The organism is Actinoplanes oblitus (assembly GCF_030252345.1).
Lineage (GTDB): Bacteria > Actinomycetota > Actinomycetes > Mycobacteriales > Micromonosporaceae > Actinoplanes > Actinoplanes oblitus.
The window spans coordinates 6,212,218-6,235,771 of record NZ_CP126980.1; the positions used below are offsets into that span (position 1 = coordinate 6,212,218).

General features: G+C 72.4%; 23 protein-coding genes. 7 read left to right on the forward strand and 16 right to left on the reverse strand.

Translation table 11 applies throughout. The features are described 5' to 3' along the window. Positions 1-61: 61 nt before the first annotated feature. The 9 genes from ftsR to Actob_RS28070 all read right to left on the reverse strand — a co-directional run bounded on the left by ftsR (position 62) and on the right by Actob_RS28070 (position 6,314). Entirely contained in the window at positions 62-730 is a 669-nt protein-coding gene (gene ftsR, locus Actob_RS28030; RefSeq protein ID WP_284914830.1) for a transcriptional regulator FtsR, read from the reverse strand. A gap of 68 nt (positions 731-798) precedes the next feature. Further along, on the reverse strand, positions 799-1,251 hold the full coding sequence (gene odhI / locus Actob_RS28035) for an oxoglutarate dehydrogenase inhibitor Odhl (protein ID WP_014692031.1): 453 nt from the start codon (positions 1,249-1,251) through the stop codon (positions 799-801). 189 nt (positions 1,252-1,440) lie between these two features. Continuing rightward, positions 1,441-1,821, reverse strand: a complete 381-nt coding sequence (gene gcvH / locus Actob_RS28040; RefSeq protein WP_284914831.1) for a glycine cleavage system protein GcvH — start codon at positions 1,819-1,821, stop codon at positions 1,441-1,443. A gap of 14 nt (positions 1,822-1,835) precedes the next feature. Then, positions 1,836-2,900: a DUF881 domain-containing protein gene (locus tag Actob_RS28045; RefSeq protein WP_284914832.1), complete on the reverse strand. Its 1,065-nt coding sequence runs from the start codon at positions 2,898-2,900 to the stop codon at positions 1,836-1,838. Between the two features lie 37 nt (positions 2,901-2,937). Continuing rightward, the gene (locus Actob_RS28050; RefSeq protein WP_284914833.1) at positions 2,938-3,270 is read right to left on the reverse strand and encodes a small basic family protein; all 333 of its coding nucleotides are present in this window, start codon (positions 3,268-3,270) and stop codon (positions 2,938-2,940) included. After that, complete coding sequence (locus Actob_RS28055) at positions 3,267-4,274, reverse strand: DUF881 domain-containing protein (protein WP_284914834.1); 1,008 nt, start codon at positions 4,272-4,274, stop codon at positions 3,267-3,269. Before Actob_RS28055 ends, Actob_RS28050 begins: the two co-directional genes overlap by 4 nt. After that, on the reverse strand, positions 4,271-4,891 hold the full coding sequence (locus Actob_RS28060; RefSeq protein WP_284922396.1) for a CDP-alcohol phosphatidyltransferase family protein: 621 nt from the start codon (positions 4,889-4,891) through the stop codon (positions 4,271-4,273). The genes Actob_RS28055 and Actob_RS28060 overlap by 4 nt, the downstream gene beginning before the upstream one ends. A gap of 285 nt (positions 4,892-5,176) precedes the next feature. Further along, the gene (locus Actob_RS28065) at positions 5,177-5,632 is read right to left on the reverse strand and encodes a hypothetical protein (RefSeq protein WP_284914835.1); all 456 of its coding nucleotides are present in this window, start codon (positions 5,630-5,632) and stop codon (positions 5,177-5,179) included. A 136-nt stretch (positions 5,633-5,768) separates the two neighbouring features. Next, on the reverse strand, positions 5,769-6,314 hold the full coding sequence (locus tag Actob_RS28070) for a hypothetical protein (RefSeq protein ID WP_284914836.1): 546 nt from the start codon (positions 6,312-6,314) through the stop codon (positions 5,769-5,771). A 213-nt stretch (positions 6,315-6,527) separates the two neighbouring features. Between Actob_RS28070 and Actob_RS28075 the strand changes: the two genes are divergently transcribed. Both Actob_RS28075 and Actob_RS28080 read left to right on the forward strand, forming a co-directional pair. Continuing rightward, a complete protein-coding gene (locus Actob_RS28075) occupies positions 6,528-6,722 on the forward strand; it encodes a maleylpyruvate isomerase N-terminal domain-containing protein (protein ID WP_284914837.1) in 195 nt (64 codons plus the stop codon). A gap of 279 nt (positions 6,723-7,001) precedes the next feature. After that, positions 7,002-7,967 carry an AraC family transcriptional regulator gene (locus Actob_RS28080; protein ID WP_284914838.1) on the forward strand — a complete coding sequence of 322 codons (966 nt, stop codon included), beginning with the start codon at positions 7,002-7,004 and terminating at the stop codon, positions 7,965-7,967. 6 nt (positions 7,968-7,973) lie between these two features. Here the strand turns inward: Actob_RS28080 and Actob_RS28085 are convergent, their stop codons facing one another. Both Actob_RS28085 and Actob_RS28090 read right to left on the reverse strand, forming a co-directional pair. After that, positions 7,974-9,929, reverse strand: coding sequence for a vWA domain-containing protein (locus Actob_RS28085; protein ID WP_284914839.1), 1,956 nt, complete (start codon positions 9,927-9,929; stop codon positions 7,974-7,976). A gap of 2 nt (positions 9,930-9,931) precedes the next feature. Beyond that, positions 9,932-11,335, reverse strand: a complete 1,404-nt coding sequence (locus tag Actob_RS28090) for a sigma 54-interacting transcriptional regulator (protein WP_407653720.1) — start codon at positions 11,333-11,335, stop codon at positions 9,932-9,934. Positions 11,336-11,468: 133 nt separating this feature from the next. On the opposite strand from Actob_RS28090, the gene Actob_RS28095 reads away from it, so the two are divergent. Next, positions 11,469-12,275: a PhzF family phenazine biosynthesis protein gene (locus tag Actob_RS28095; protein WP_284914841.1), complete on the forward strand. Its 807-nt coding sequence runs from the start codon at positions 11,469-11,471 to the stop codon at positions 12,273-12,275. A 64-nt stretch (positions 12,276-12,339) separates the two neighbouring features. On the opposite strand, the gene Actob_RS28100 is transcribed toward Actob_RS28095, so the two are convergent. Then, positions 12,340-13,896, reverse strand: coding sequence for a GGDEF domain-containing protein (locus Actob_RS28100; RefSeq protein WP_284914842.1), 1,557 nt, complete (start codon positions 13,894-13,896; stop codon positions 12,340-12,342). A gap of 78 nt (positions 13,897-13,974) precedes the next feature. Here Actob_RS28100 and Actob_RS28105 point away from each other — a divergent pair, with 78 nt between their 5' ends. Both Actob_RS28105 and Actob_RS28110 read left to right on the forward strand, forming a co-directional pair. Beyond that, positions 13,975-15,606 carry an ABC-F family ATP-binding cassette domain-containing protein gene (locus Actob_RS28105; RefSeq protein ID WP_284914843.1) on the forward strand — a complete coding sequence of 544 codons (1,632 nt, stop codon included), beginning with the start codon at positions 13,975-13,977 and terminating at the stop codon, positions 15,604-15,606. A gap of 5 nt (positions 15,607-15,611) precedes the next feature. Next, positions 15,612-16,004 carry a hypothetical protein gene (locus Actob_RS28110; protein ID WP_284914844.1) on the forward strand — a complete coding sequence of 131 codons (393 nt, stop codon included), beginning with the start codon at positions 15,612-15,614 and terminating at the stop codon, positions 16,002-16,004. Positions 16,005-16,190: 186 nt separating this feature from the next. On the opposite strand, the gene Actob_RS28115 is transcribed toward Actob_RS28110, so the two are convergent. Genes Actob_RS28115 through glgA form a run of 4 tightly spaced genes read right to left on the reverse strand, consistent with a single transcriptional unit; the run spans position 16,191 to position 19,659 of the window. Then, positions 16,191-16,529, reverse strand: coding sequence for a hypothetical protein (locus Actob_RS28115; RefSeq protein WP_284914845.1), 339 nt, complete (start codon positions 16,527-16,529; stop codon positions 16,191-16,193). After that, positions 16,526-16,801, reverse strand: coding sequence for a hypothetical protein (locus Actob_RS28120; protein WP_284914846.1), 276 nt, complete (start codon positions 16,799-16,801; stop codon positions 16,526-16,528). Before Actob_RS28120 ends, Actob_RS28115 begins: the two co-directional genes overlap by 4 nt. A 45-nt stretch (positions 16,802-16,846) precedes the next feature. After that, positions 16,847-18,469, reverse strand: coding sequence for a glycoside hydrolase family 10 protein (locus Actob_RS28125; RefSeq protein WP_284914847.1), 1,623 nt, complete (start codon positions 18,467-18,469; stop codon positions 16,847-16,849). Next, positions 18,466-19,659, reverse strand: coding sequence for a glycogen synthase (gene glgA / locus Actob_RS28130; RefSeq protein WP_284914848.1), 1,194 nt, complete (start codon positions 19,657-19,659; stop codon positions 18,466-18,468). The genes Actob_RS28125 and glgA overlap by 4 nt, the downstream gene beginning before the upstream one ends. 81 nt (positions 19,660-19,740) lie before the next feature. On the opposite strand from glgA, the gene Actob_RS28135 reads away from it, so the two are divergent. Together Actob_RS28135 and glgC are read left to right on the forward strand one after the other, a co-directional pair. Next, the gene (locus Actob_RS28135; RefSeq protein WP_284914849.1) at positions 19,741-21,954 is read left to right on the forward strand and encodes a putative bifunctional diguanylate cyclase/phosphodiesterase; all 2,214 of its coding nucleotides are present in this window, start codon (positions 19,741-19,743) and stop codon (positions 21,952-21,954) included. Positions 21,955-22,012: 58 nt separating this feature from the next. Further along, on the forward strand, positions 22,013-23,245 hold the full coding sequence (gene glgC, locus Actob_RS28140; protein WP_284914850.1) for a glucose-1-phosphate adenylyltransferase: 1,233 nt from the start codon (positions 22,013-22,015) through the stop codon (positions 23,243-23,245). Positions 23,246-23,554 lie beyond the last annotated feature (309 nt).

A 23,554-nucleotide genomic window follows, 5' to 3' on the forward strand; every position in this document is an offset into this window, starting at 1 on the left:
ACGCACGCGGTGCTGATCCGCCCCGCGCGGGACACCCCGCACAGGGTAGGCCCACCGCGGCTCAACGCCCCAGTTCGCCGCGCAGTCCGGTCCGTACCAGCGCCGCGTGCAGCCGCTGCGACAGTGCCTGCAGCTCACGCGCGGTGTCGCTGGCGCGGGCCCGGGCCGCCGGATCCTGCTGGCGCACCAACGGCGCCAGCAACTGGGCGAACAGGCCCACCTCGCGGTCGGCCGAGTTCTTGAACGCCCGCAGGTGACGCACCTCCAGGCCGAACTTGGTCAGCCCGACGACGGCCTCCACGATGATCACCGCGTCGGCGTCGTACCAGCCCGGCGGGCGCGCCACGACCAGGCCGATCTGCTCCAGCTCGGCGAGCAGCGGCTCGTCCACCCCGGTCCGCTCGACCAGCTCGGCCGTCGGGATGCGGGCGTCGGCCGGATCGGCGGCCCGCTGCGTGCCGACCGCCACCAGCGTCGGCCGCTGCGGGACCACCGGCTCCTGCTCCATCCGGTCCAACTGCTCCCGGATCACCCGCAGGGGGAGGTACTGATCACGTTGCGCGGTCAGCACGAACCGCAGCCGTGCCACGTCGTTCCACGAGTACTTGCGGTACCCGGAGGCGGTGCGCTGCGGGTCGACGAGACCCTCCGCCTCCAGGAACCGCAATTTGGAGATCGTGGTGTCGGGGAACTCGGTGCGCAGATGGGCCAGCACCTCCCCGATGCTCATCAGCGCACCCTCGCGCCCGGCCTGGGGGCGCGAAGCCCCCGGGTCGCGTGCGGCCGCCCCCGACGGGTTCACGCCCGGCCGCCCTCGCCCTCCGGCCGCGGACCGGCGATGAACACCAGACGGAACTTGCCGATCTGGACCTCGTCGCCGTTGCTCAGCGTCGCGGCCTCGACCCGCTCACGGTTCACATACGTGCCGTTGAGCGAGCCCACGTCGCGGACGGTGAACACGCCCCCGTCGCGGTGGAACTCGGCGTGGCGACGGGAAACCGTCACGTCGTCGAGGAAGATGTCACTGTCCGGGTGCCGCCCGCTGGTCGTCACGTCGTGATCGAGCAGGAACCGGGCGCCCGCGTTCGGGCCACGGCGGACCACGAGCAGGGCCATGCCGGGAGGCAGGGAGCCGGACATGCGGCTGGGCACCACGTCGGTCTCGGGACCCTCGAGCACCTCGTCAAGGGCGCCAAGGTTCAGCGTGGACGTGACGTCGAGCGGGGGGAACTCGTCGTCTGGGCGCGTCATCGGACCACCTCACGGATCAGTTGGTCGTCGCCTCGACCGGCAAGGTCATGATGTTGCGACCTCGCCGAGGCCATCAAGGCCCGACGCACGACTATCGGTTTCGAAGGAATAACAGTTCTACATGTGCCCCGCGAGCCTAGTCAGCGCCAATATCGCGGGGCAACCAGACTCGCGGGTCGATGCTTCGGTCTAGCTCTCGGTGAGCGCCTGGTACGCCGCGGCGTCCAGCAGCTCGCTCACCGCCGCCGGATCGGCCGGGGCGATCTCCACGAGCCAGCCGGCCGCGTACGGCTCCGCGTTGATCAGCTCGGGCTCGTCACCCAGCGTGTCGTTGCGGGCCACCACCGTCCCGGCGATCGGCGCGTAGATCTCCGAGACGCTCTTGGTCGACTCCACCTCGCCCATCGAGTCGCCCGCCGCCAGCTCGGTGCCCTCCTCGGGCAGCTGCACGTAGACGATGTCACCGAGCGCGTCCTGCGCGAAGTGGGTGATCCCCACCCGCACGGGGCCACTGCCGTCACCGGCGACCCACTCGTGCTCCGCGGTGTACCGCAGATCCTCAGGAATCAACACTTCCTCCGTAGTCACGAAACCGGACGTGCGTACTGCAGGGCAGTCGCCTTACGCACCGCGGTCACCTCGACCATGCTGCGCGAGTCCATGGTCACGCTACCGCCGCCGCTCTTCACCGACGCCACCACCCCGCCCGGGATCTGCAACGCCGTACTCATCGTGCCGGGCGGGCCGATCACGAGAAGGCGGAACGGCCCCGTCAGATGCTCACCGTCGGCGATGATGCCACCACTGGGCGCGTCGATGAAGTAGGTGGACGCGACGATCCGTACCGAGGCTCCGGTCCCGCTGTTGATCTGCATCACCTCGCCGCCCGCCCCGCGCAGCTCCTGCACGGTGTTCAGCACGTCGGACGCCTCGACCTTGGTCAGCGTGATCTCCAGGCCCGGGCCCCGGCCGGCGATGGTGCCGGCCAGCAGGCCCAGCTCCTGACTGCGCTTGTTCGCCTCGTCGAGCGCCGCCTCGCGGCCGGCCACCCCCGAGGTGAGCTGCTGCTTGCTGCGCTCCAGCGCCTCGATGTCGGTGTTCAGCCGGCTGTCCCGGGCCTCCAGGTCGCTCAGGATCCGGACCAGGTCCTCCTGCCGCACGGTGGACAGGCCGCTGTCCGCGTCGTTGCTGCGCAGCTGCACCACCAGGGTGAACCCGAGCAGCGCCAGCAGCACCCAGATCAGCGTGCCGGCCGCCGCGGGCCGCTTCCGGCCCGGCTCCGGCTCCGCCGCCGCGCGATCAAGATCACTTTCCGGATCGGCCGGCTCGGGCGTGTCGCGCGTCGACTCATCGGGTGACGTGTCGGAAATCTCCGGCTCACCCTCCCGGGTGCGGACCGCCTCGGCTTCCGGTGCGCCGTCCGCCACCGGATCCGCCGCGTCGCTTTCCGGTACGACCTCGGCGCGCTCCCCGGCGTACCGGAAATCGTCAGCGGCCTCGGCCGAAGCGGGCCGCAAGTCGAACGTCGGCTCCTCCGCCACCACCGGCGGGCCCGCGGTGCCGCCGTCCCCGGCCTGCGGCTTGCGCCCGGCGGTGGGCATGCCGAAAGCCGGCGCCTGCTCGCGCTCGTTCTCCTCGCGCTCGGTCATCGCGTCCCCTCGTCGGCCAGCATCCGGATCCGGGCCCTCAGGCCCGGAAGAGGTGCCGGCGGATCGCCGCGACGTTACCGAAGATCCGCACGCCCAGCACCACCACGACACCGATGGACAGCTGGTTACCCACCCCCAGCTGGTCGCCGACGTAGACGATCAGGCCGGAGACCAGCACGTTCGAGATGAACGACACGACGAACTGCTTGTCGTCGAAGATGCCGTCCAGCTTGGCCCGCACCCCGCCGAACACCGCGTCGAGCGCCGCCACCACGGCGATCGGCAGGTACGGCACCAGCTCGTGCGGGACCGTCGGGTGGAACACGATGCCCAGCAGGACACCGCCGAGCAGAGCGAGAACGGGGATCATCGGCCGCCTTCCGAGGGTGAGCCGGCCGTCGACGGCGAGCCCTCGGGCACACCGGAGACGGCCACGGACGAGGCGCCCGACGGAGCGGGCGGAGGGGTGCTCGGCGCCGCCGACCGCAGCTTCAGCTCCGGCGCCGCGTTCAGGGTGACGCTCTTGACCTTGGACGACTCGAACGACAGGCCGAACCGGGCCGACAACGTCTGGAAGAAACTCCCGGCGTACCCGTCCCGGAAGTCCTTGGCCAGATCGCCCGGACCGATCGCCGTCACCTCGTACGGCGTGGTCACCGGCCGGGTGTCGACCAGGATCGCCTCACCGGCCTGCCGGATCGTCGAGGTGGCGGTCAGCCGCTGCCCGTTGATGGCGATCGCCTCGGCGCCCGCCGACCACAGCGCGTTCGCCGCCAGCTGCAGGTCGGTGTCCTTGACCTGCCCCTCGGTGCGCCGCTCGCCGGTCACCGGGTCCACCGACGTCGGCCCGTCCGCCAGGATGATCTTCGCGCCCGGGCCGCGCACCGGGGCCAGCCCGGTGGCCGCCTCCAGGTCGCCGATCCCGGCCACCGCGGCACCGCCCAGCTCGCGCTCGCGCAGCTGGGCGACCTGCTCGGCGAGCAGGTCGGCGCGCGCCTGCAGCGTCTCGGTCTGCGTCCGGCGTTTCTCCACCTGGGCCACCAGGGCGTCGCGCGCCTTGGTCCGGCCCGGCTCGTCGGCCACCGTCTGCTGATAACCGACCACCAGCAGGAAGCCGATCACGCCGGTGGTGACGATGGCCAGCCCGCTGGTCAGCCGCTTGCGGGCACCGGTGCGCCGGTAGCCCTCGGCGCGGCGGGCGGCGGCGTCCGCGTAACCCGGGTCGAGCGGGTTCTGGAACAGCGCGGTGAGGAAGTCCGGGCCGTAGGTCCGCTTCCCGGACGCCTCGCCGTCGGGATCCGGCGCCGCAACCGCCGGTTTCCTCCCGGCCGGCTCACCGCCGGGCTCCGGCGCCGGAGCCGCCGGGGTGGTCACGGCGCGACCGCCGGTGCGGCGCCCGGCCCGTCCCGGTCGGCGCGCAGCAGCCGCGCGGCCTGCATCAGATAGAGCACACCGGCCGCCCAGTACAACCCGAGCGCCCACCAGGCCAGGCCCCAGCCGACCGGGACGGCCCAGCTGTCGATCGACGGCACCGCGTCCGCCAGCAGGATCACCGGGAACGCGGCGAGCAGCACGAACGTGCCGGTCTTGCCCACGTAGTGCACCGGCGGCGGCCCGTAACCGTGCCGGCGCAGGACCAGCAGCGCGATCCCGACCACCACCTCGCGCAGCAGCAGCGCGCCGGTCAGCCACCACGGGACGACGCCGCGCATGGTGAAGCCGATCAGGGTGGCCAGGATGTAGAGCCGATCGGCGAACGGGTCGAGCAGCTCACCCAGCCGGGACACCGAGTTCATCCGGCGGGCCACGTAGCCGTCGACCCAGTCGGTGGTGCCGCCGACCGCGAGCACGATCACCGCGGCCACGTCGTTCTCCGGGCCGAGCAGCAGATAGAGGAAGAGCGGGACGCCGAGCAACCGGACGAAGCTGATCACGTTCGGAATCGTGAAGATCCGGTTGGAGGTCTCGATGGACGGCGCGGGCTGCGACATCGCCACGACTTCCTCTCCCCCTGGGCTGCGACTTCCGGGCCCGGGCACGGAGATGCCGGGGGTCGCTCGCCGAGCCACTATAACCACCTGCCTACCGAGTGCCGTGGCGCAGTCACGCCCGCCACACCCGCTAATGCGTCCTAGGAGGCTAGGCACCTGCCTAGCCTCCGCTCCGGGGCGGCATGCCCCCGCGGCCGAGCGGGCCTGTGCCGTCGTGCCGATCGAGAAAACACGCGGCGAGGTCCAGGTAGCCGCGGTGCGGGACCTGGGCCGCTGATGGGAGCGTCAGTGACGCTGGAACAGCGACCACAACGACGGCACGACCGGCGCCGGCAACCGCCAGCCCGTCGTCTCCAGCCACGTCGTGGTGTTGCTCACCCGGCCGTCCACGATGTCGAACATCACCAGGGCGAACGGCGCGAACCCGGCGCCCTCCGGCCGCATCTGCCAGAAAGCCGGCTGCCCGGAAGCCGCCACCGGAACAAGTCGATGCCCCACGCACGCCGCCTCCGGCGCCGCCATCGCCGCCCCGAACGGCTGCCCCGCCGACTCAAATCCGCCGGCAGCGCCCGCCGCGCCGCTCCCCGCAACATGTCGACACAGACGTTGGTGGCGATCCGGTAGACCCAGGTCCGCAGCCGCGTTCCCGGCTGGCAGCAGCGCATCGTCGAGGCGGCACACGAGCTTCGCGTCCGCATGTCGTCGCTCAATCCACGCGCCGACTCCCGGCTGACGAACCATCGCGAATCGGTACTGACGCCGGCCCTCGGCGCCCGCGCGACCGAGGTTCCCGGCGAGGCGCTGGACGGCGAGTACCGAGCCCGCCGGTTCACTCCGGACCGAGCCCGCCGGTTCACTCCGGACCGAGCCCGCCGGTTCACTCCGGACCGAGGATGTCCGGGAAGGTGCCGTACCGGCCCAGCGCGCCGAGTGCCGGGCGGAGCGGGAATCTGCCCGTCACCAGGTCCGCCGGTAACTCGACCCGGTGCGCCGGGAAACGCCGGAGAACGCCCAGGGTGATGTGCGGGCTGAACGCGTCACCGATGCCGGTCAGCGGCCTGCCGTCCACCGCGCCGGCACACCGGACCACGGTGTCGTGCGCCGCGTCCAGCTCGCGGCCGCGGAAGGCCTCCAGGCCGGCGTAGACGCCGCCCTCCGGGACGTGGAAGTCGCCGGGCGAGATGGGCGAGAACGCGAGCCGGTTCAGCCGGACCCAGATCACCGGCGGGAGGGCCCCGGCCACGCACGTCCACCACCGTTGCGCGGCCTCCGCGCCGCAGTCCGCGTGGAGAAGGGTGAGATGCGGTGGTGCGGCCGGGCCGATGGTCATCAGCGGCTCGCCACTCGCACCGACGTGCGCGGCGTACTCGGCGAGGCGATCGGCGGTCTCCGGATCAGGCAGCAGAACGATTCCGTACGGCAACGACGCGTCCTCTCGGTGAGCCCTCGGGAGACGAAGCGATGGGCGCCCGCTCAGCGTAGTAGGTCGAATACAGGTGGTTACCGAGGCCAGGCGGGGCGGGCGCCGATGCCGTACCGAAGAAAAACGAGCGGATCCGGAGCGGGCGATTGATCCGGGGTTGCGGATTCGTATGCCCTTCGACGCTCGCCGCGGGCGGGCCCGGAGGGCGACGAGATGCGGACCGAGGTGACCAGGGCGATCGCCGCGCAGCGCGGGGATCTCGCGGAGATGCTGGCCGGGTTGAGCGAGGAGCAGTGGGATGCGGGGACGCTGTGTGCCGGATGGCGGGTGCGGGAGGTGGTCGCGCATGTGACGCGACTGCCTGCGGGCCTGCTCAGCGGCGCCCCGGCCACCCGCTTCACCGCTTGACGCGATGCCCGGCGTCCCCCGGCCGGCCACCGGGCGCCGGGCATCGCCACGCCGCTCGCCGCTGGGCGGGTAACGCCTCGGGGTGTCGGCGGAACGGACAGTTTTCGGCGGCCCATCCGGGGGACAGCGGGGAGCGGCGTGCCAGCCGGGGGACTGGCACGGTGGGGCGGTGACGTGCGCCGAGTCAAGAGATCGGGCGGGCGAACCGCCCGAACGGGCACAGGGGGCGCAAACCACGCCGGTTTGCCAGAGGCTACTTGAACGATAAAGCTTGCTGGCGTGCAAGCGACAACTCACCACATCGCCGACATCGACGAGGCGCGGGCCGTACTCCGCAGGTACTTCTATCCGCTCGATGTGGACGTCCTGAACCCGGCACCCAGCTGGACGGCGCACTTCGCGGTGGGTGGCGACCCCGGGGTGACGCTCGGCGTGCTGGACTTCGGGGTGGATGTCCGGATCAGTGCCGGTGAGACCGGGTACTACCACGTGAACCTGCCGCTGACCGGCGCCGTGACCTGGCATCAGGGCCGGGACGAGCCGCGCCGCGCCAGCGCCGGGGAGTCGGCCGCGGTGAACCTGCCGATCGGGGACGCCTACCTGGACTCCTGGGACGGCGACTGCCGGCTGCTCGCCGTCAAGATCGGGCGAGGCGAGCTGGAGAGCCAGCTGGAGCGGATGCTGGACCGGCCGGTACGCAGCCCGATCGACTTGGCGCCGGTGCTCGACGTCCGGAAGGGCGCCGGGGCCAGCTGGGCCCGGCTGGTCCGGATGGTGGCCGCCGACACCGGCAGCCCGCAGGGGCTGACCGGGCATCCGGTGATCGGCGCCCGGATGCGGGAGACGCTCACCACCGGGCTGCTGCTGGCCGCCGATCACCGGTACCGGGGGCCGCTCGAACGGCGATCGCCGGCCCTGGCCGCGCCCGGCGCGATCCGGCGGGTGGTGGAGGCGATGCGCGCCCAGCCGGGCCGGCCGTTCACGGTGGCGGAGCTCGGTGAGATCGCCGGGGTGGGTGCCCGGTCGTTGCAGCAGAGCTTCGCGCGGTACGTCGGGATGCCGCCGATGACATACCTCCGGCAGCTGCGGCTCGGGCTGGTCCACGAGGGCCTGCGCGGTGCCGACCCGGCGACGACGACGGTGGCCCAGGTGGCGTACCGCTTCGGGTTCACGCACCTGGGCCGGTTCGCCGCGGCCTACCGGGAGCGGTACGACGTCACCCCCTCGGAGACCCTGCGCGGCTGAGGCGGGTCAGCGGCGGCCCCGCCGCGCCCGCACGTAGTCGTCGATCACGTAGCGGCCCAGCTCGGCGGCGTCCGGACTGAACACCCGGCCGCCATTGCGCCGCGCCACAGCACCCATGAACCGCTGCAGCCCCGGGTCCTCCCCCAGCATGAACACGTTGAGCGTCGCGCCGTACCGGGTGAGCAGGTCCACCTCGCGCACCGTCGCCTGGACGGTCTCCGGCAGCGGCGGCCACCAGAACGCCGCCTCGCCGTCGTCCTCCAGGTGCGCGGTCGGCTCGCCGTCGGTGACCACCAGGACCACCGGCTCCGAGCCCGGGTGCCGGCGCAGGTGCCGGCCGGCCAGTTTCAGCGCGTGCTGGAGGTTGGTGCCCTTCTCCATGGTCGGCTCGATCGCGGCGAGCTCGCCCTGCGACAGCGGCATCGCGTACTTCCCGAAGCCGATGATCTGCAGGGCGTCCTGCGGGTACTTCGTGGCGACCAGGTGCGACAGGGCCAGCGCCGTCTGTTTCATCGGGCCCCAGCGGCCGTCCGCGAACATCGAGTACGACAGGTCCACGCAGAGCGCGACCACCGCCGAGGCACGGCGCTCGGTCTCCGCGACCTCGAAGTCGTCCGGCTCCAGGCGTACCGGAAGGGTGGCGACGCCGCGGGAGGCGGCCCGGCGGCGGACCGCGTTGCCGATCGTGCGGACCACGTCGAGCGGCTGGTCGTCGCCGAACTCCCAGCGCCGGGACGAACCGATCAGGTCGCCCGCCGCGCCCGCGTCCCGCATGTCGTGCTCGCCGCGCTTGCCCGCCGCGAGGTCGTGGAAGATCCGGGACAGCGCGGTCTGGCCGAGCCGGCGCAACGCTTTCGGCGAGAGGGTGAGGCCGTCGCCGTCGCGCTGCACCCAGCCCTGCCGGCGCAGCTCCCGCTCCAGCTCGCGCAGCCGGCGCAGGTCGTCGGCGGCGGACCGGCCGAGCTGGCGCTCCACGGCGTCCACGTCGACGTCGTCGAGGGTGGCGCCGGGGTGCTCCTGGCCGAGCTGGTCGATCAGCTCGTCCAGGTCGGCGATCTCGCCGAGGGCGGCGGCCGCGTCGCCGTAACCCAGGTCGCCGGGGCCGCGCATCCGCTCGCCACGGTCCCAGTTCATGCCGGGCCGCAGCGCTTTCAGGTTGTCGGTCAGCTCGGCGAGCTGACCGGCCAGCGGGCCCTCGCCGAGCGCCTGGGCCATCAGTTGCCGCAGCTCCTCGCGCTGCTGCGGGCTGAGCGAGCGCATCAGCCGCTCGGCGGCGGCGGCCTGCCGGGCCAGCGAGTCGATCAGCTCGTCGATGTTCTGCGGGTCGTCCGGGAAGAACCGGCCGTGTTTGGCCATGAAGTCGCGGAACGCGTCGCCGGTCTCCTCGCCCCGGGCGTGCTTGGCGAGCAGGTCGTTGAGGTCGCTCACCATTTCCGACACGTCCGCGAGATCCCCGTTCCGCAGGGCGTCGCGCATGCCGGCGAAGCGCTGCTCGACGACCTCCCGCCGGAGGCCGTCCAGGATTTGCTGGTAGATGTCGCGGGCTTCCGCCGACTCCCAGTGGTATTCGGACAGTTCCGAAATGGCCTGAGACGTCGATCGCGGCAGGTTGTCCAGGACGGCCTCGTTGAACCGGGCCGCCATGTCGTCCCGAGCACTCAGCGCATCCCGCTCGGCGGCGAGGGCCTGATCCAGCATCTGCCGGGCCCGGGTGACGGCGCCGTCCAGGTTGCCCCGGCGCAGCGCCTCGCGCCGCAGGCGCCGGGCCCGCTCGCGCAGCGCGTCCAGCCCGCCGGCGTCCCGCGGCCCGCGCCGGATCAGGTCGCGGAGCGCGTCACGCAGGGTGTCGCCCCGCATGACCCGCTCCCCCATCTCGTCGACGGCCGCCCGCACGTCGTAGGGCGGCGCCAGCGGGTCGGGGCCGTCCCGCCAGGCGCCGTACCGGAAGACGTTCCGTGCCATGCTCAGCTCCCGTAGAGGGTGCGGCCGTCGTCGGTCAGTTCCTTGGCCAGCCGTCTCGTCAGGTGCAGCCCCTCCAGGACGAACTCGACGCCGGCCGCGGCCTCGCCCGGTGTCGGCGCGTCCCCGAGACCGAGCCGGTCGAGCACTTTCGACAGGCCGGGCACCGTGCCGATCTGACTGAGCAGCTCCTCGGCGCTGACCAGGTCACCGGTCTCGATGATGGCCCCCTCGGCGACCAGGTCGGTGAACCCGGACAGGTCCAGCCCGGCCAGCCGCGCCCGGAACGTCTCGGCGGTCGCGACCCGCAGCAGGTGCGCCAGGATCTCGGTCTCCCGGCCCTCCTCGCCGCTCTCGAACTCCACCTTGCCGCGCAGCGTCGAGGTGACCGACACGGTGTCGCAGATCCGGGCGACCGCCTCCCGCTCGCCGCGCAGCCCGGACCGGCGCAGCGCGGACGCCGCGACGGTCTCCGCCGCGGCGATCGAGAACCGGGCCGACACGCCCGAGCGGGCGTCCACCGACGACGACTCGCGGACCGCCCGGGTGTAGCGGGCGAGCACGTCGATCAGGTGCTCCGGGACGGCCGCCACCAGGGCCGCCTCCTGCCGGACCAGCGCTGTCTCCAGCTCCAGGTCGACCGGGTAGTGCGTCCGGATCTCGGCGCCGAACCGGTCCTTGAGCGGGGTGATGATCCGGCCCCGGTTGGTGTAGTCCTCCGGGTTGGCCGAGGCGACCAGCAGCAGGTCGAGCGGCAGCCGCAGCTGGTAGCCACGGACCTGGATGTCCCGCTCCTCCAGCACGTTGAGCAGCGACACCTGGATCCGCTCGGCCAGGTCGGGCAGCTCGTTGACGGCGAAGATGCCCCGGTTGGTGCGCGGCACCAGGCCGAAGTGGATGGTCTCCGGGTCGCCCAGGGCCCGGCCCTCGGCCACCTTGATCGGGTCGACGTCACCGATCAGGTCGCCGACGCTGGTGTCCGGGGTGGCCAGTTTCTCCCCGTACCGCTGCGAGCGGTGCAGCCAGGAGATCGGCAACAGGTCGCCGGACTCGGCCGCCAGCCGCCGGCTCGCCGGGGTGAGCGGATGGTAGGGGTGCTCGTGCAGCTCCGAGCCGGTGATGTAGGGCGTCCACTCGTCGAGCAGGCCGGCCAGCGCCCGGATCAGCCGGGTCTTGCCCTGGCCGCGCTCGCCGAGCAGGACCATGTCGTGGCCGGCGAGCAGGGCCCGCTCGACCTCGGGCAGGACGGTGTCGTCATAGCCGACGATGCCGGGGAAGCGCGGCTCGCCGGTGCGCAGCTTGTCGAGCAGGTTGTCGCGCAGCTCCTCCTTGACGGTGCGGAACCGGTGCCCGGTGGCACGCAGCTCGCCCAGGGTGCGCGGCAGGTCGGCGGGAGGTTCGAAGATCATCGCGGTAGGACCCTCTGTCACCGCAGGAACGCTACTCCGCGACGGTGACAACCGGCGACTGTGATCGGGAACGCAACCAGGACCGCGCGATTGGCTTTTGCTCACGGCGGCGGCGCGCGGCAGGCTTCGTCCCATGATTGACAGGTACGTCGCCTTCACCTCCGACCCCACCGGCGGGAACCCGGCCGGCGTGGTCCTGGACGCCACCGGACTGGACGACTCCCGGATGCTCGGGATCGCCGCCGAGCTGGGTTTCTCCGAGACCGCATTCATCACCGGGCGGGACGGGGACCGCCTGCGGCTGCGGTTCTTCAGCCCGCTCGCCGAGGTGGCGTTCTGCGGCCACGCGACGGTGGCCACCGCCGTCGCCCTCGGCCCCGGTGAGCACCTCTTCGTGACCAACGCGGGCGAGGTCCCGGTGACCGTCGACACCACCGGATCCGCCACGCTCACCAGCGTCCCGACGCGCGTGGAGCCGCTGCCCGAGGCGGACCTCACCGCGCTGCTCGGCACGTTGCGCTGGTCCGCCGGCGACCTCGACCCGGCCCTGCCGCCCCGGGTGGCGTACTCCGGCAATCTCCATCCGATCCTGGCCGCCGCCAGCCGGGCGCGGCTCGCGGACCTGGACTACGACGTGCCGGGGCTGACGGCGCTGATGACCGAGCGCGGCTGGACCACGATCCAGCTGGTGTTCCGCGCCGGCGAGCACAGCTTCGACGTGCGCGACCCGTTCCCGATCGGCGGCGTCTACGAGGACCCGGCCACCGGGTCGGCGGCCGCCGCCCTCGGGGGTTACCTGCGCGAGCTCGGGCTGGTCGGCGACGACGCGACGCTGGAGCTGCGGCAGGGCGACGACCTGGGCCGCCCGAGCCAGATCACGGTCCGCCTGGTGCCCGGCGAGGCCGGCGTCCGGGTCAGCGGCCACGCCGTGAAGATGTAGGCACCGACGGCCCGCCGGCGGTCCCGACCCGGTTCGGCTGGTGGCGGGACGCTGATCCCGGGGCCTAGCCGGACAGGGCCATCCCGGATTCGTAGCGCATCCAGGTGCCCTTGCCGCGGTGCTTCGAGGCGTACATCGCCATGTCGGCGTCGTGGAGCAGCGACCGCACGTCGTCGCGCTCCGCGGCGCAGGCGATGCCGATGCTCGCGTTGGCGCAGACCGCCATCTCGTCGCCGACCTGGATCGGCTCGGTCATCGCGCGGAGGATGCGCTGCGCGGTCAGCTCCGCGTCGCGGACCGTGCAGTCGCGCAGCAGCAGCGCGAACTCGTCGCCGCCGAGCCGGGCCACCAGGTCGCCGGAGCGCACCGACTGACGCAGTTTCTCGGCCACCCCGGCGAGCAGCAGGTCGCCGGCGGCGTGCCCGTGCGTGTCGTTGACCGCCTTGAAGCCGTCCAGGTCGACCAGCAGCAGCGCGACCGTCTCCGGCCGGGCCTCCCGCAGTGTGCTGGTGGTCTCCTCGCGGAAGTGCGCACGGTTGGCCAGCCCGGTCAGCTCGTCGAAGAGCGCCTGGTGGCGCAGCCGCTGCTCGTGCTCGCGCAGCTCGGTGAGGGTGGTGTCGAGCTGGTCGATCAGCCGGGTGTTGTCGTGGAAGGCGGCCAGCTGCCGGGCCACCACCAGGGCCACGATCACGCCGAGACCGCTGACCGCCACCACCAGCGGGCCGTTCCTGCCGTCCGGCAGCACGAGCACCAGGGTGGCGAAGACGACGACGATCGAACCGTACGGCAGCAGGCTGTACGGCTTGCGGCGGCGCGCGCCGAACGCGGTCTCGTCGACGCCCGCGATGATCTCCTGGATCCGCGGGCCCATCGCGACCAGCAGCGACGGGAAGAACCGGATGGCGTACACGTAGGCCGGGAACCCGTCGGCCAGGCCGGGCGGGGCGGCGAACAGGCCGATCCCGTTCCCGAGGGCCGCGGCGATCATCGGGATGGCCGCCGCCCGGTGCATCGGCGCGTTGCCGCTCAGGAAGATCTTCACGGCGGCGAAGCCGGTGGTCAGCATGACCGCGGCGCCCAGCAGCGCGCCGACCAGGCTGGAGTTCTCGTCGTGGTGTTGCGGGCTGAGCACCAGGCACCAGGCGACCACCGCGCCGCCGACCATCACGGTGGCGGTGTCCAGCCAGAACGCGAGCGCCTCGCGGCGGGAGCGGCCGGGGTGCGGGTGGATCAGCATGGCCACGATGATCAGGATCTCGCCGGCGGCGAAACAGCCGGACTGCACCGTGCCGCCGGCCGTCGACCACTGGTCGTGCCGGGTCAGGGTGAGCGCCGCCTGCACCGAGTCGCCGAGGACGAACAGCCCGGCGGCGACCGTCAGCAGCCGCCAGAAACGGCGGACCGGGCCGGACGCGATCCGGCTGACCCGCCAGGCCGAGTACGCCAGCAGCAGGTCGAGCGGCGGCTGGAACAGCCAGAACACCCGCACCTGGGAGTTGTAGTGGCCGGCCAGCACGAACAGCAGCACCAGGCCGAGCGCGGTCCAGCCGAACGCGCCGAGCAGGACCGGGTCACGCCGAATCGCCCGACCTGCCCTCGGCTCCCGCTCCACCCTCGTCACGGCGGGACAATCGGCCGGCGACGGCAACTCTTGAGCGTTCCCGGGCACCGGAGCGGCAGGGCCTAGGATGACTCCTCGATGAGCGCCACACTGATCGCCCGGGAACTCGCCGCTGGGCACGGCGACCGCAGCCTCTTCACCGGCCTGGACCTGGTGGTCGCCCCCGGGGACGTGATCGGCCTGGTGGGGGTGAACGGCGCCGGTAAGACCACCCTTCTGCGTACGCTGGCCGGTCTGCTGCCGGCGGAGAGCGGAAGTGTCGCGCTCAGCCCGCCCACCGCGAACGTGGGTTATCTCCCGCAGGAGCGGGAGCGCCGGGCCGGTGAGACGGTGCGCGACTTCTTGGCCCGGCGCACCGGGGTGGCGGCCGCGCAGGCGGCGATGGACGCGGCGGCCGACGAGCTGGCAGCCGGCGCACCGGGCGCCGACGACAGGTACGCGGTGGCCCTGGAACGCTGGCTCGACCTGGGCGGCGCCGACCTGGACGAGCGTGCCGAGGCCCTCTCCCGGGCGGAGCTCCGGCTCGACCTGGAGCTGCCGATGACAGCCCTCTCCGGCGGTCAGGCGGCCCGCGCCGGGATGGCGTCGTTGCTGCTCAGCCGCTATGACGTCTATCTGCTCGACGAGCCGACCAACGACCTGGACCTGGACGGCCTGGCCCACCTGGAGGGCTTCGTCAAGGGTCTGCGCGGTGGTCTGGTGGTGGTCAGCCACGACCGCGAGTTCCTCGCCCGCACCGTCACCAAGGTGCTCGAACTCGACCTGCATCAACAACAGATCCACCGGTACGGCGGCGGCTACGCCAGTTACCTGGAGGAGCGCGAACGCGCCCGGTCGCACGCCCGCGAGCAGTACGAGGAGTACTCCGACAAGAAGGAGGACCTGCTCGACCGCGCCCGGACGCAGCGTGCCTGGATGGACAAGGGCGTCCGCAACGCCCGCCGCAAGTCGAGCGACAACGACAAGATCGGCAAGAACCTCCGCGGCGAGACCAGCGAGAAGCAGGCCGCCAAGGCCCGCCAGACGGAAAAGATGATCGAACGCCTCGAGGTGGTCGAGGAGCCGCGCAAGGAGTGGGAACTCCGGATGGAGATCGCCACGGCGCCCCGGGCCGGCGCGGTGGTGGCGACCATGCGGGAGGCGTACGTCCAGCGCGGCTCGTTCGCCCTCGGGCCGGTCACCCTGCAGGTCGACTGGGCCGACCGGGTGGCGATCACCGGCGCCAACGGCTCCGGCAAGTCCACGCTGCTCGCGGCGATGCTCGGCCGGCTCCCGCTGACCTCCGGCACCGCCGCGCTGGGCCCGGGGGTGGTGGTCGGCGAGGTGGACCAGGCGCGCGGGCTGTTCCTCGGCTCGCAGAGCCTGGCCCGGGCGTTCGGCGACGCGGTGCCGGACTGGAGCGACGCCGACGTGCGGACCCTGCTGGCCAAGTTCGGGCTGCGGGCCGGGCACGTGCTGCGCCCGGCCGGCTCGCTCTCCCCCGGCGAACGCACCCGGGCGGCGCTCGCCCTGCTCCAGGCGCGCGGGGTGAACCTGCTGGTCCTCGACGAGCCCACCAACCATCTGGACCTGCCGGCGATCGAGCAGCTGGAGTCGGCGCTGGCGTCGTACACCGGCACCCTGCTGCTGGTCACCCACGACCGCCGTATGCTGGCGGCGGTCCAGACCAACCGCCACCTCGAGGTGGCCGACGGCAAGGTCACCGGCTGACACCCATGAGCACGATCATCACGTTCTACACCGCCGCCAACGACGACGCCGCCGAGGACGACGGCCCCGGCCGCGACGCCGTCGAGTTCGCCGGCTTCGACGTCTTCGCCTCCCTGGAGGAGTGGGAGAGCCTGCTGCTGGACCGGACCGGGGACCAGATCGCCGGGCCGGAGCAGGTCAACGACGAGGAGTCGCCGCTGATCCTGGGCTTTCTGCCGAAACTCACCGCGGCCCTGGCCCGCGCCGACGCCGCCACCCTGCGCGACGTCACGGCCCGGTGGGTCGCGGCCCGCGCGGCCGACGGCGAGACCCTCGACCCGGCCCGGGCCCGCGAGATCCTCACCGCGCTGGTGACGCTGGCCCGCTCGCGCCGTCGCCTCTACTGCCAGGTCGCCTGACCCACGCGCTCATCCTCCTGGCCCGCTCCCACCGCCGCCTCTACCGCCAGGTCGCCTGGCCCACGCGCTCATTCTTCTTGGCCCGTTCCCGCCGCCTCTACCGCCAGGTTCGCTCACCCACGCGCCGGCCGGGCGCGTCTGCCGGGCGCTGAGCGCCTCGGCGGCCGGGCACGGCGTGCGGATCGATCAGGCGACGTGGCGGGCCGGACGGAGCAGGGTCAGCGCACGGAGTGCCTCGGCGCGGGAGATGGGCTGGTCGTCCTCGGCCTGAACGGCCAGGGCCATCTCGATCGCCTGCCGGATCCAGGTCGTCTTGGGCAGGTCGGCGGCCTTGGCCGCGGCGGCGACGGACTGGTCGAGATCGACCGGCAGGCGCAGCGATCGGACGACCATGACCGGCGAGCCGGCCGGGGGCAGCGAGTCCAGCAGCGCCTGCTCCTCCCGCGGCCCGGCGGCCGGCTCGAAGGCGAGCCCGGTCATGAACCCGTCGAGCTCTTCGGGCGTCCGCGGTACGTCGTGACTCATTCCGTCTCCTCCCACCGGCTGAACTCCATCAGCTCCTCGTCCGTCATGTCGCGGGCGCCGATGATCTTCCAGGTGTGCCCGGCGGTGTGGTAGACCGCGACGATCAACGGTCGACCGGCCGCCGTGCGGCTCCACACGGTGAGGACCGAGACGCCGGTGGCGCTGGTCGCCCGTCGCGGCCAGCGGCGGCGCGCGTCCAGCGCCTGACGCACCTCACCCTGCTCGATGCCGAGCAGGGCGGCCAGTGCCCAGTCGTCCCATTCGTATGGCACCCCGGAAGCGTACTACTCGCGTAATACGCGGCTCCACCTCCGAGGTTACCCCGCCGGCGGGGTGAGTCCCGGGCTGAGCGGGCTCTCGTTGCCGCCACGGTCCAGCGCGCTGAGGCAGTAGGTCGCCTTCGCCACCGGTTGCCGGTCGGCGATCTCCGTGCCGGCCCGGCCAGTGGCCACCAGGGTGGCCGGGCCGCCGGTGCTGCGGTAGAGCGCCCAGTTCGCCGTCGCGACACCGGAGGCGGTCAGCACCAGCCGGTTGCCGGCCCGCCCGCTCCCGGTGAGCCGCGGGGTGGCGGGCGCCGCCGCGGCCAGCCGGGCCAGCCGGGGCAGCAGCGCCGGGGCCGCGTAGTGCGCCTTCCGGTACCGGCTGATCGCGCCGAACTTGTCGCCACGGACCTGCGCCGCGCTGAAGTGGATCTCGCCCTGCGCGCCGTACTGCCGGTTCAGCCGCATCTCCCGGTCGAGCATGGCCGGGTCGCTCCAGTCGCCCTTCTCGCCCACCCGGTAGTCGGCCATGCCGATGTAGAGCTGCACCTTGCTGCCCTTCATCAGGGTGGTCCACCACTTGACCATGGTGGTGTAGTCGGCCTTGTCGAACCCGATGGTCCAGTACAGCTGCGGCACGATGTAGTCGAGCCACCCGGAGAGCACCCAGGTGCGGGTGTCCGCGTAGATGGCGTCGTAGCTCTCCAGGCCGCTGGAGGCCGAGCCCCGCGGGTCCGACGACCTGTTGCGCCAGATCCCGAACGGGCTGATCCCGAACTTCACCCACGGCTTGAGCTGCTGGAGCCGCTCGTGCATCTCGCGGACCAGCGTGTTCACGTTCGCCCGGCGCCAGTCCGCCTTCGATTGCCCGGCACCGTATTTCCGGTACGAGGCGGCGTCCGGGAAGTCCTGCCCCTCCTCCGGGTACGGGTAGAAGAAGTCGTCGAAGTGCACGCCGTCGACGTCGTACTTCCGCACCGCCTCCAGCATCGAGTCCTCGACGAACCGGCGCGCCTCGGGGATGCCCGGATCGAAGTAGAAGCGCCCGTTCTTCCCGGTCGGGTACGCGATCCGCCACTCCGGATGCTTGCGCAGCGGATGGTTGGGCGCCAGCTTGGCGGCGTCGGTACCGGACCCGCCACCGGGCGCCGGCTGGGTCCCCCGGTACGGGTTGAACCAGGCGTGGAACTCCAGCCCCCGGGCGTGCGCCTCGGACACCATGAACGCCATCGGGTCCCACCCCGGCGACCTCCCGTCGAACCGGCCGGTCAGCCAGTTCGACCAGGGCGCGTAGTCGGACGGCCAGAACGCGTCGCCGCTGGGCCGCACGTGCACGAAGATCGCGTTGTGGTGCTGGGCGACCGCCACGTCCAGCCACCTGAGGTACTCCGCCTCGACCTGCGCCTGGCTCAGCCCGGGCCGGCTCGGGAAGTCCAGGTTGTAGACAGTGGTCAGCCACATCCCGCGCAGCTCCCGCGCGGCCACCACCGGCTGCCCGGCGCACCGCCCGGCGGTGCCGGCCACCGGTGCCGCCAGGGTTCCGGCGGGGACGACAGGCAACGACCCAGCGGCCGGCGCCTCGTAGAACGCGGCCCGGACCAGCCCGGCGCCGATCCCCAGCGCGGCGATCAGCACCGCGGACAGCAGCAGTCCCAGCCGAAGGCGTTGCGCCGTCGTCACAGCACCGACCGGTACACGTTCAGGGTGTCCTCGGCGATCCGGGCCCAGCTGAAGTGCTCGACGGCGCGACGGCGGCCGGCCTTGCCCATCCGCTCGGCGAGCTGCGGGTCGTTGAGCACCCGGGTGAGCGTGGCGGCCAGGTCGGCGACGAACTTCTCCGGGTGCACCGGGGTGCCGGTCCCGTCGTCGACCTGCTCGATCGGGACCAGCAGGCCGGTCTCGCCGTCCGCGACCACCTCGGGGATGCCGCCGGTGGCGGTGGCGACGACAGCCGTCTCGCAGGCCATCGCCTCCAGGTTGACGATGCCCATCGGCTCGTAGACGGACGGGCAGACGAAGACGGTGGCGTGCGTCAGCACCTGGATGACGTCCTGCTTGGGCAGCATCTCCTGCACCCAGATGACGCCCTCGGGGTCACGGGCGGCGCGCAGGTCGTCGGCGAGCGCCGCCACCTCGGCAGCGATCTCCGGGGTGTCCGGCGCACCGGCGAGCAGGATGATCTGCGCGTCGGCGGGCAGCGAGAGGCAGGCCCGCATCAGGTACGGCAGGCCCTTCTGCCGGGTGATCCGGCCCACGAAGACGACGCTCGGCCGGTTCCGGTCGATGCCGAGCCGGTCCACCACGGCGGTCCCGTGATCGGGTGAGTACAACGAGGTGTCGATGCCGTTGTAGACCACGTGGATCTTGTCAGGGTCGACCGACGGGTACGCCTTCAGCACGTCCCGCCGCATCCCGGCGGAGACCGCGACGACGGCGTCGGCCCCCTCGATCGCGGTCCGCTCGCAGAACGACGACAGGGCGTAGCCCCCGCCGAGCTGCTCCGCCTTCCACGGGCGCAGCGGCTCCAGGCTGTGCGTGGTCACCACGTGCGGGATGCCGTGCAGCAGTTTCGCGGTGTGCCCGGCGAAGTTCGCGTACCAGGTGTGGCTGTGCACGACATCGGCGCCCGCGCAGCCGGACGCCATGGCGAGGTTCACCCCCATGGTGCGCAGCGCGGCGTTCGCCCCGGCCAGCTCGGCCGGTTCCGGGTACGCCGTGACGCCCTCCTCGGTGCGCGGCGCGCCGAAGCAGTGCACCCGCACGTCGGCGAGCCGCCGCAGGTCCCTGGTCAGGTATTCCAGGTGCACACCGGCGCCGCCGTACACCTCCGGCGGGTATTCACGGGTCAGGAGGTCCACACGCAGAGCCACGCACCGCACAATAGCCGACCGCAACCGGGTGCGACCGCTTCGCGCACCCGGATGGCAACCGTCCGGGGCTCCAATGACCAGGTGCGAAACCGGAGCAGCAGCGTGGCGTGGTGGTACGCCCTGGCGATCGGTGTGCCGGCGGTCACCGCCGCGCAGCTGTTCGCCGCCGGTCCGCTGTTCTACGTGATCCAGCTGGCCGGCGTCGCGGTGGTGCTGTGCCGGCGCTCGCATCCCGGCTGGCGGCTGCTGGCCGCCGGGCACCTCGCCGGGGTGCTGGCGACCGCCTTCTGGACGCTGGGCCCGGTCGCCCCGAGCAACACCCCGCAGGGGCTCACCCTGGTCCCGCTCTACACGCTGGCCGCCGCCGGCACGGTACGGCTCACCCGGCGCCACCGGCGTGTCGCCAGCCCGGCCGAGCTGGGCGTGGAGGCCGGCGCCGTGGTCCTCGGGCTGGCCATGGTGGCCTGGTCGTTCGTGGTGCTGCCGTACCTCGGGGCACCGGGGTACCAGCAGGTCAGCAACGCCCTCGCGGCGCTCTACGCGCTGATCGACCTGGCCGTGCTGGGCGGCGCGCTGCGCGCCCTGACCGGCCCGTGGCGCACCCCGGCCCGGCTGCTCGGCATGTCCGGGGCGGCGCTGCTCGGCGCCCACCTGCTCTACGCCGCCACGGACGGCGACGGCACCGCCCCGTTCCTGCCCGGCGGCACCTCGTTCCTGCTCATCCAGTACGCCGGGGTGCTGGTCACCGCGGCCGCCCTGCACCCGGCGGCGGACCGGCTGGGCGTCACCGAGCAGCGGAACACCCGGACCAAGCTGGCCGGGATCGTGGCCATCGCGATCGTCGGCCCGCTGCTGCCGGTGCTCAGCCGCCCCACCGACGCCGTCGCGTACGTCCCGGCGACGCTCACCGCGGCCCTGTGCGGGCTGCTGGTGCTGCGGATCTGGCTGCTGGCCCGGATCGCCCAGCGGCACGCCCGGGATGCCGGGGAGCGGGCCGCCCAGCTGCGCGCCTCCGTCGACGAGCAGGCGGCGCTGCAGCGGCGGCTGGCGTACCGGGCCGGGCACGACACGCTGACCGGGCTGGCGAACCGGGAGCTGCTGCTCGAACAGCTGGCGCTGCCCAGCGTCCGGGACCGGGCGCACTGCCTGCTGCTCTGTTCGCTGGACGGGTTCAAGGAGGTCAACGACTCGTACGGGCACCCGGTCGGCGACGAGGTGCTGCGTCAGCTCGCCGGGCGGCTGCTGCTGTTCGCTCCCGAGGCGGTGCTGGTCGCCCGGCTCGGCGGTGACGAGTTCGGGCTGCTGCTGACCGACCCCGATCAGGCGGTGGAGCTGGCCGGGCGGGTGCTGGAGACGGTGGCCGGGGTGCCGGTGACCGTCGGCGAGCGGCGGATCCACCTGACCGCGAGTGCGGGACTGGCGGACGGCGTACCGGGAAATCCGCCCTCGGTCGTGCTCGGTGACGCGGACCTCGCGCTGCGGGCGGCCAAGGTGGCGGGCGGCGCCCGCCTGGCCCGGTTCGACGACTCGCTGCGCGCCCAGCAGAGCGAGCGTGCCCGGATCGCCGCCGGGCTGCGCGCCGGGCTCGCCGACGGCTCGCTGTTCCTGCACTACCAGCCGGTGGTGGACCCGGCGACCGGGCGGATGACCGGCGTGGAGGCGCTGATGCGCTGGCGGCGGGACGGCGAACTGGTGCCGCCGATGGTGTTCATCCCGGTCGCCGAGCAGACCGGGCTGATCGGCCAGCTCGGCGTGCTGGCGCTGCGGCTGGCCTGCGCGCGCGGCGCCGACTGGTACCGGCGGCACGGGATCTACGTGACCGTCAACGTCTCCACCCATCAGCTGCGCGACCCGGAGTTCGCGGACACCGTGCTGGCGGTCCTCGCCGAGACCGGGATGCCGGGCACCGGACTGGTTCTGGAGATCACCGAGTCGGTGCTCGTCGACGCGGCCGACACGCCGGTGCTCGGGACGCTGCGTGAGCACGGGATCCGGATCGCCATCGACGACTTCGGCACCGGGTACTCGTCGCTGGCCTACCTGCGCCGGCTGCCGGTGGACATTCTCAAGATCGACCGTTCGTTCATCGACGACGTCAGCTTCACCCGGGCCATCCTCGACCTGGCGCACAGCCAGGACCTGGTCACGGTGGCCGAGGGGGTGGAGACGGCGACGCAGGCGGACCAGCTCCGGGAGCTGCGGTGCGATCTCGTCCAGGGCTATCATTTCGGACGCCCGGCCGAGCCGGAGGCGATCGAGTCACTGATGCGAGAGAGCAGCGCCACGGCCGCGTGACCAAAGTTCGCAACACTTTGGGTGGCGAACGGCAGGCGGGGATATTAGCGTCCTTCCCATGGCTGTCAAGGTGCTTGCGATCGTTCTGGCCGGTGGAGAAGGCAAGCGCCTGATGCCCCTGACCGCGGACCGGGCCAAGCCCGGTGTGCCGTTCGGCGGCATCTACCGGATGATCGATTTCGTCCTCTCGAACCTCGCCAACGCCGGCTATCTCAAGATCGTCGTGCTGACCCAGTACAAGTCCCACTCGCTCGACCGGCACATCTCCAAGACCTGGCGGATGTCCACGCTGCTCGGCAACTACGTGACACCGGTGCCGGCCCAGCAGCGGCTCGGCCCGCGCTGGTTCGCCGGCTCCGCCGACGCGATCTACCAGAGCCTCAACCTGATCAACGACGAGCGTCCGGACTACGTGATCGTCTTCGGTGCCGACCACATCTACCGGATGGACCCGAAGCAGATGGTCAACGACCACATCGCCTCGGGCGCCGCGGTCACCGTGGCCGGCATCCGCCAGCCGCTCTCCCTCGCCGATCAGTTCGGCGTGATCGAGGTCGGTCCCGACGGGCGCAAGATCTCCGCGTTCCGGGAGAAGCCACGGGATGCCGTCGGCCTCGCCGACTCCCCCGACGAGGTCTACGCCTCGATGGGCAACTACGTCTTCACCACCCGCGCCCTCTGCGAGGCCGTCTCCGCCGACGCGCAGAACCCGGACAGCAAGCACGACATGGGCGGCAACATCATCCCGATGCTGGTCGAACGCGGCGAGGCGAACGTCTACGACTTCCGCGACAACGACGTGCCCGGCGCGACCGATCGTGATCGCGGCTACTGGCGCGACGTGGGCACCCTGGACTCGTTCTACGAGGCGCACATGGACCTGATCGCCACCCTGCCGATCTTCAACCTGTACAACCACGAGTGGCCGATCTTCACCAACTACGGCTCGTGGCCGCCGGCCAAGTTCGTGCACGGCTACGACGACCGCCAGGGCCGCGCCATCGACTCGATGATCTCCCCCGGCGTCGTCGTCTCCGGCGCCCTGGTCGAGCGCTCGGTCATCTCCCCCAACGTCCGGGTCAACTCCTGGGCCCACGTGGACGGCGCGGTCCTCATGGAGGGCGTCTCGGTCGGCCGCCGCGCCGTCATCCGCAACGCCATCATCGACAAGAACGTAACCATCCCGGAAGGCGCCCAGATCGGCGTCGACCTCGACCGCGACCGCAAGCTCTACACCGTCAGCGACAACGGCATCGTGGTCATCGGCAAGAACCAGCGGGTGGAGTTGTAGGGTCGCGGGTTCTGGTGGGATGGGGGGGTGCTTTCGGTACGCCGGGAGCACCTGCTCGCGGTGGGGGCTTCAGCCGGGTTCTGCCGCGCTGGGTCCGCCGTGACACGGGAGGGGTCGGGCTGCCACGCCACGGTCCGTCCTGCCACGGTCCGCCTCGCGACGGTCCGCCCTGCCGCGGTCCGCCCCGCGACGGTTCGTCCTGACGCGGTCCGCCCTGCCCCGGTCCGCCTGGCGACGGTCCGTCCTGACGCGGTCCGCCCCGCCCTGCCACACCACGCCACGCCACGCCACGGTCCTCCTCGCCCCGGT

What these genes read in the sequence shown, in the direction of transcription:
- Actob_RS28115 (WP_284914845.1), bottom strand. Translation starts at nt 16,529, where the DNA reads ATGAGTCACGACGTACCGCGGACGCCCGAAGAGCTCGACGGGTTCATG.
- Actob_RS28045 (WP_284914832.1), bottom strand. Translation starts at nt 2,900, where the DNA reads ATGACCGAGCGCGAGGAGAACGAGCGCGAGCAGGCGCCGGCTTTCGGC.
- Actob_RS28075 (WP_284914837.1), top strand. Translation starts at nt 6,528, where the DNA reads ATGCGGACCGAGGTGACCAGGGCGATCGCCGCGCAGCGCGGGGATCTC.
- Actob_RS28110 (WP_284914844.1), top strand. Translation starts at nt 15,612, where the DNA reads ATGAGCACGATCATCACGTTCTACACCGCCGCCAACGACGACGCCGCC.
- Actob_RS28105 (WP_284914843.1), top strand. Translation starts at nt 13,975, where the DNA reads ATGAGCGCCACACTGATCGCCCGGGAACTCGCCGCTGGGCACGGCGAC.
- Actob_RS28090 (WP_407653720.1), bottom strand. Translation starts at nt 11,335, where the DNA reads ATGATCTTCGAACCTCCCGCCGACCTGCCGCGCACCCTGGGCGAGCTG.
- Actob_RS28085 (WP_284914839.1), bottom strand. Translation starts at nt 9,929, where the DNA reads ATGGCACGGAACGTCTTCCGGTACGGCGCCTGGCGGGACGGCCCCGAC.
- odhI (WP_014692031.1), bottom strand. Translation starts at nt 1,251, where the DNA reads ATGACGCGCCCAGACGACGAGTTCCCCCCGCTCGACGTCACGTCCACG.
- Actob_RS28095 (WP_284914841.1), top strand. Translation starts at nt 11,469, where the DNA reads ATGATTGACAGGTACGTCGCCTTCACCTCCGACCCCACCGGCGGGAAC.
- Actob_RS28050 (WP_284914833.1), bottom strand. Translation starts at nt 3,270, where the DNA reads ATGATCCCCGTTCTCGCTCTGCTCGGCGGTGTCCTGCTGGGCATCGTG.
- Actob_RS28060 (WP_284922396.1), bottom strand. Translation starts at nt 4,891, where the DNA reads ATGTCGCAGCCCGCGCCGTCCATCGAGACCTCCAACCGGATCTTCACG.
- Actob_RS28065 (WP_284914835.1), bottom strand. Translation starts at nt 5,632, where the DNA reads ATGGTTCGTCAGCCGGGAGTCGGCGCGTGGATTGAGCGACGACATGCG.
- glgC (WP_284914850.1), top strand. Translation starts at nt 22,013, where the DNA reads ATGGCTGTCAAGGTGCTTGCGATCGTTCTGGCCGGTGGAGAAGGCAAG.
- ftsR (WP_284914830.1), bottom strand. Translation starts at nt 730, where the DNA reads ATGAGCATCGGGGAGGTGCTGGCCCATCTGCGCACCGAGTTCCCCGAC.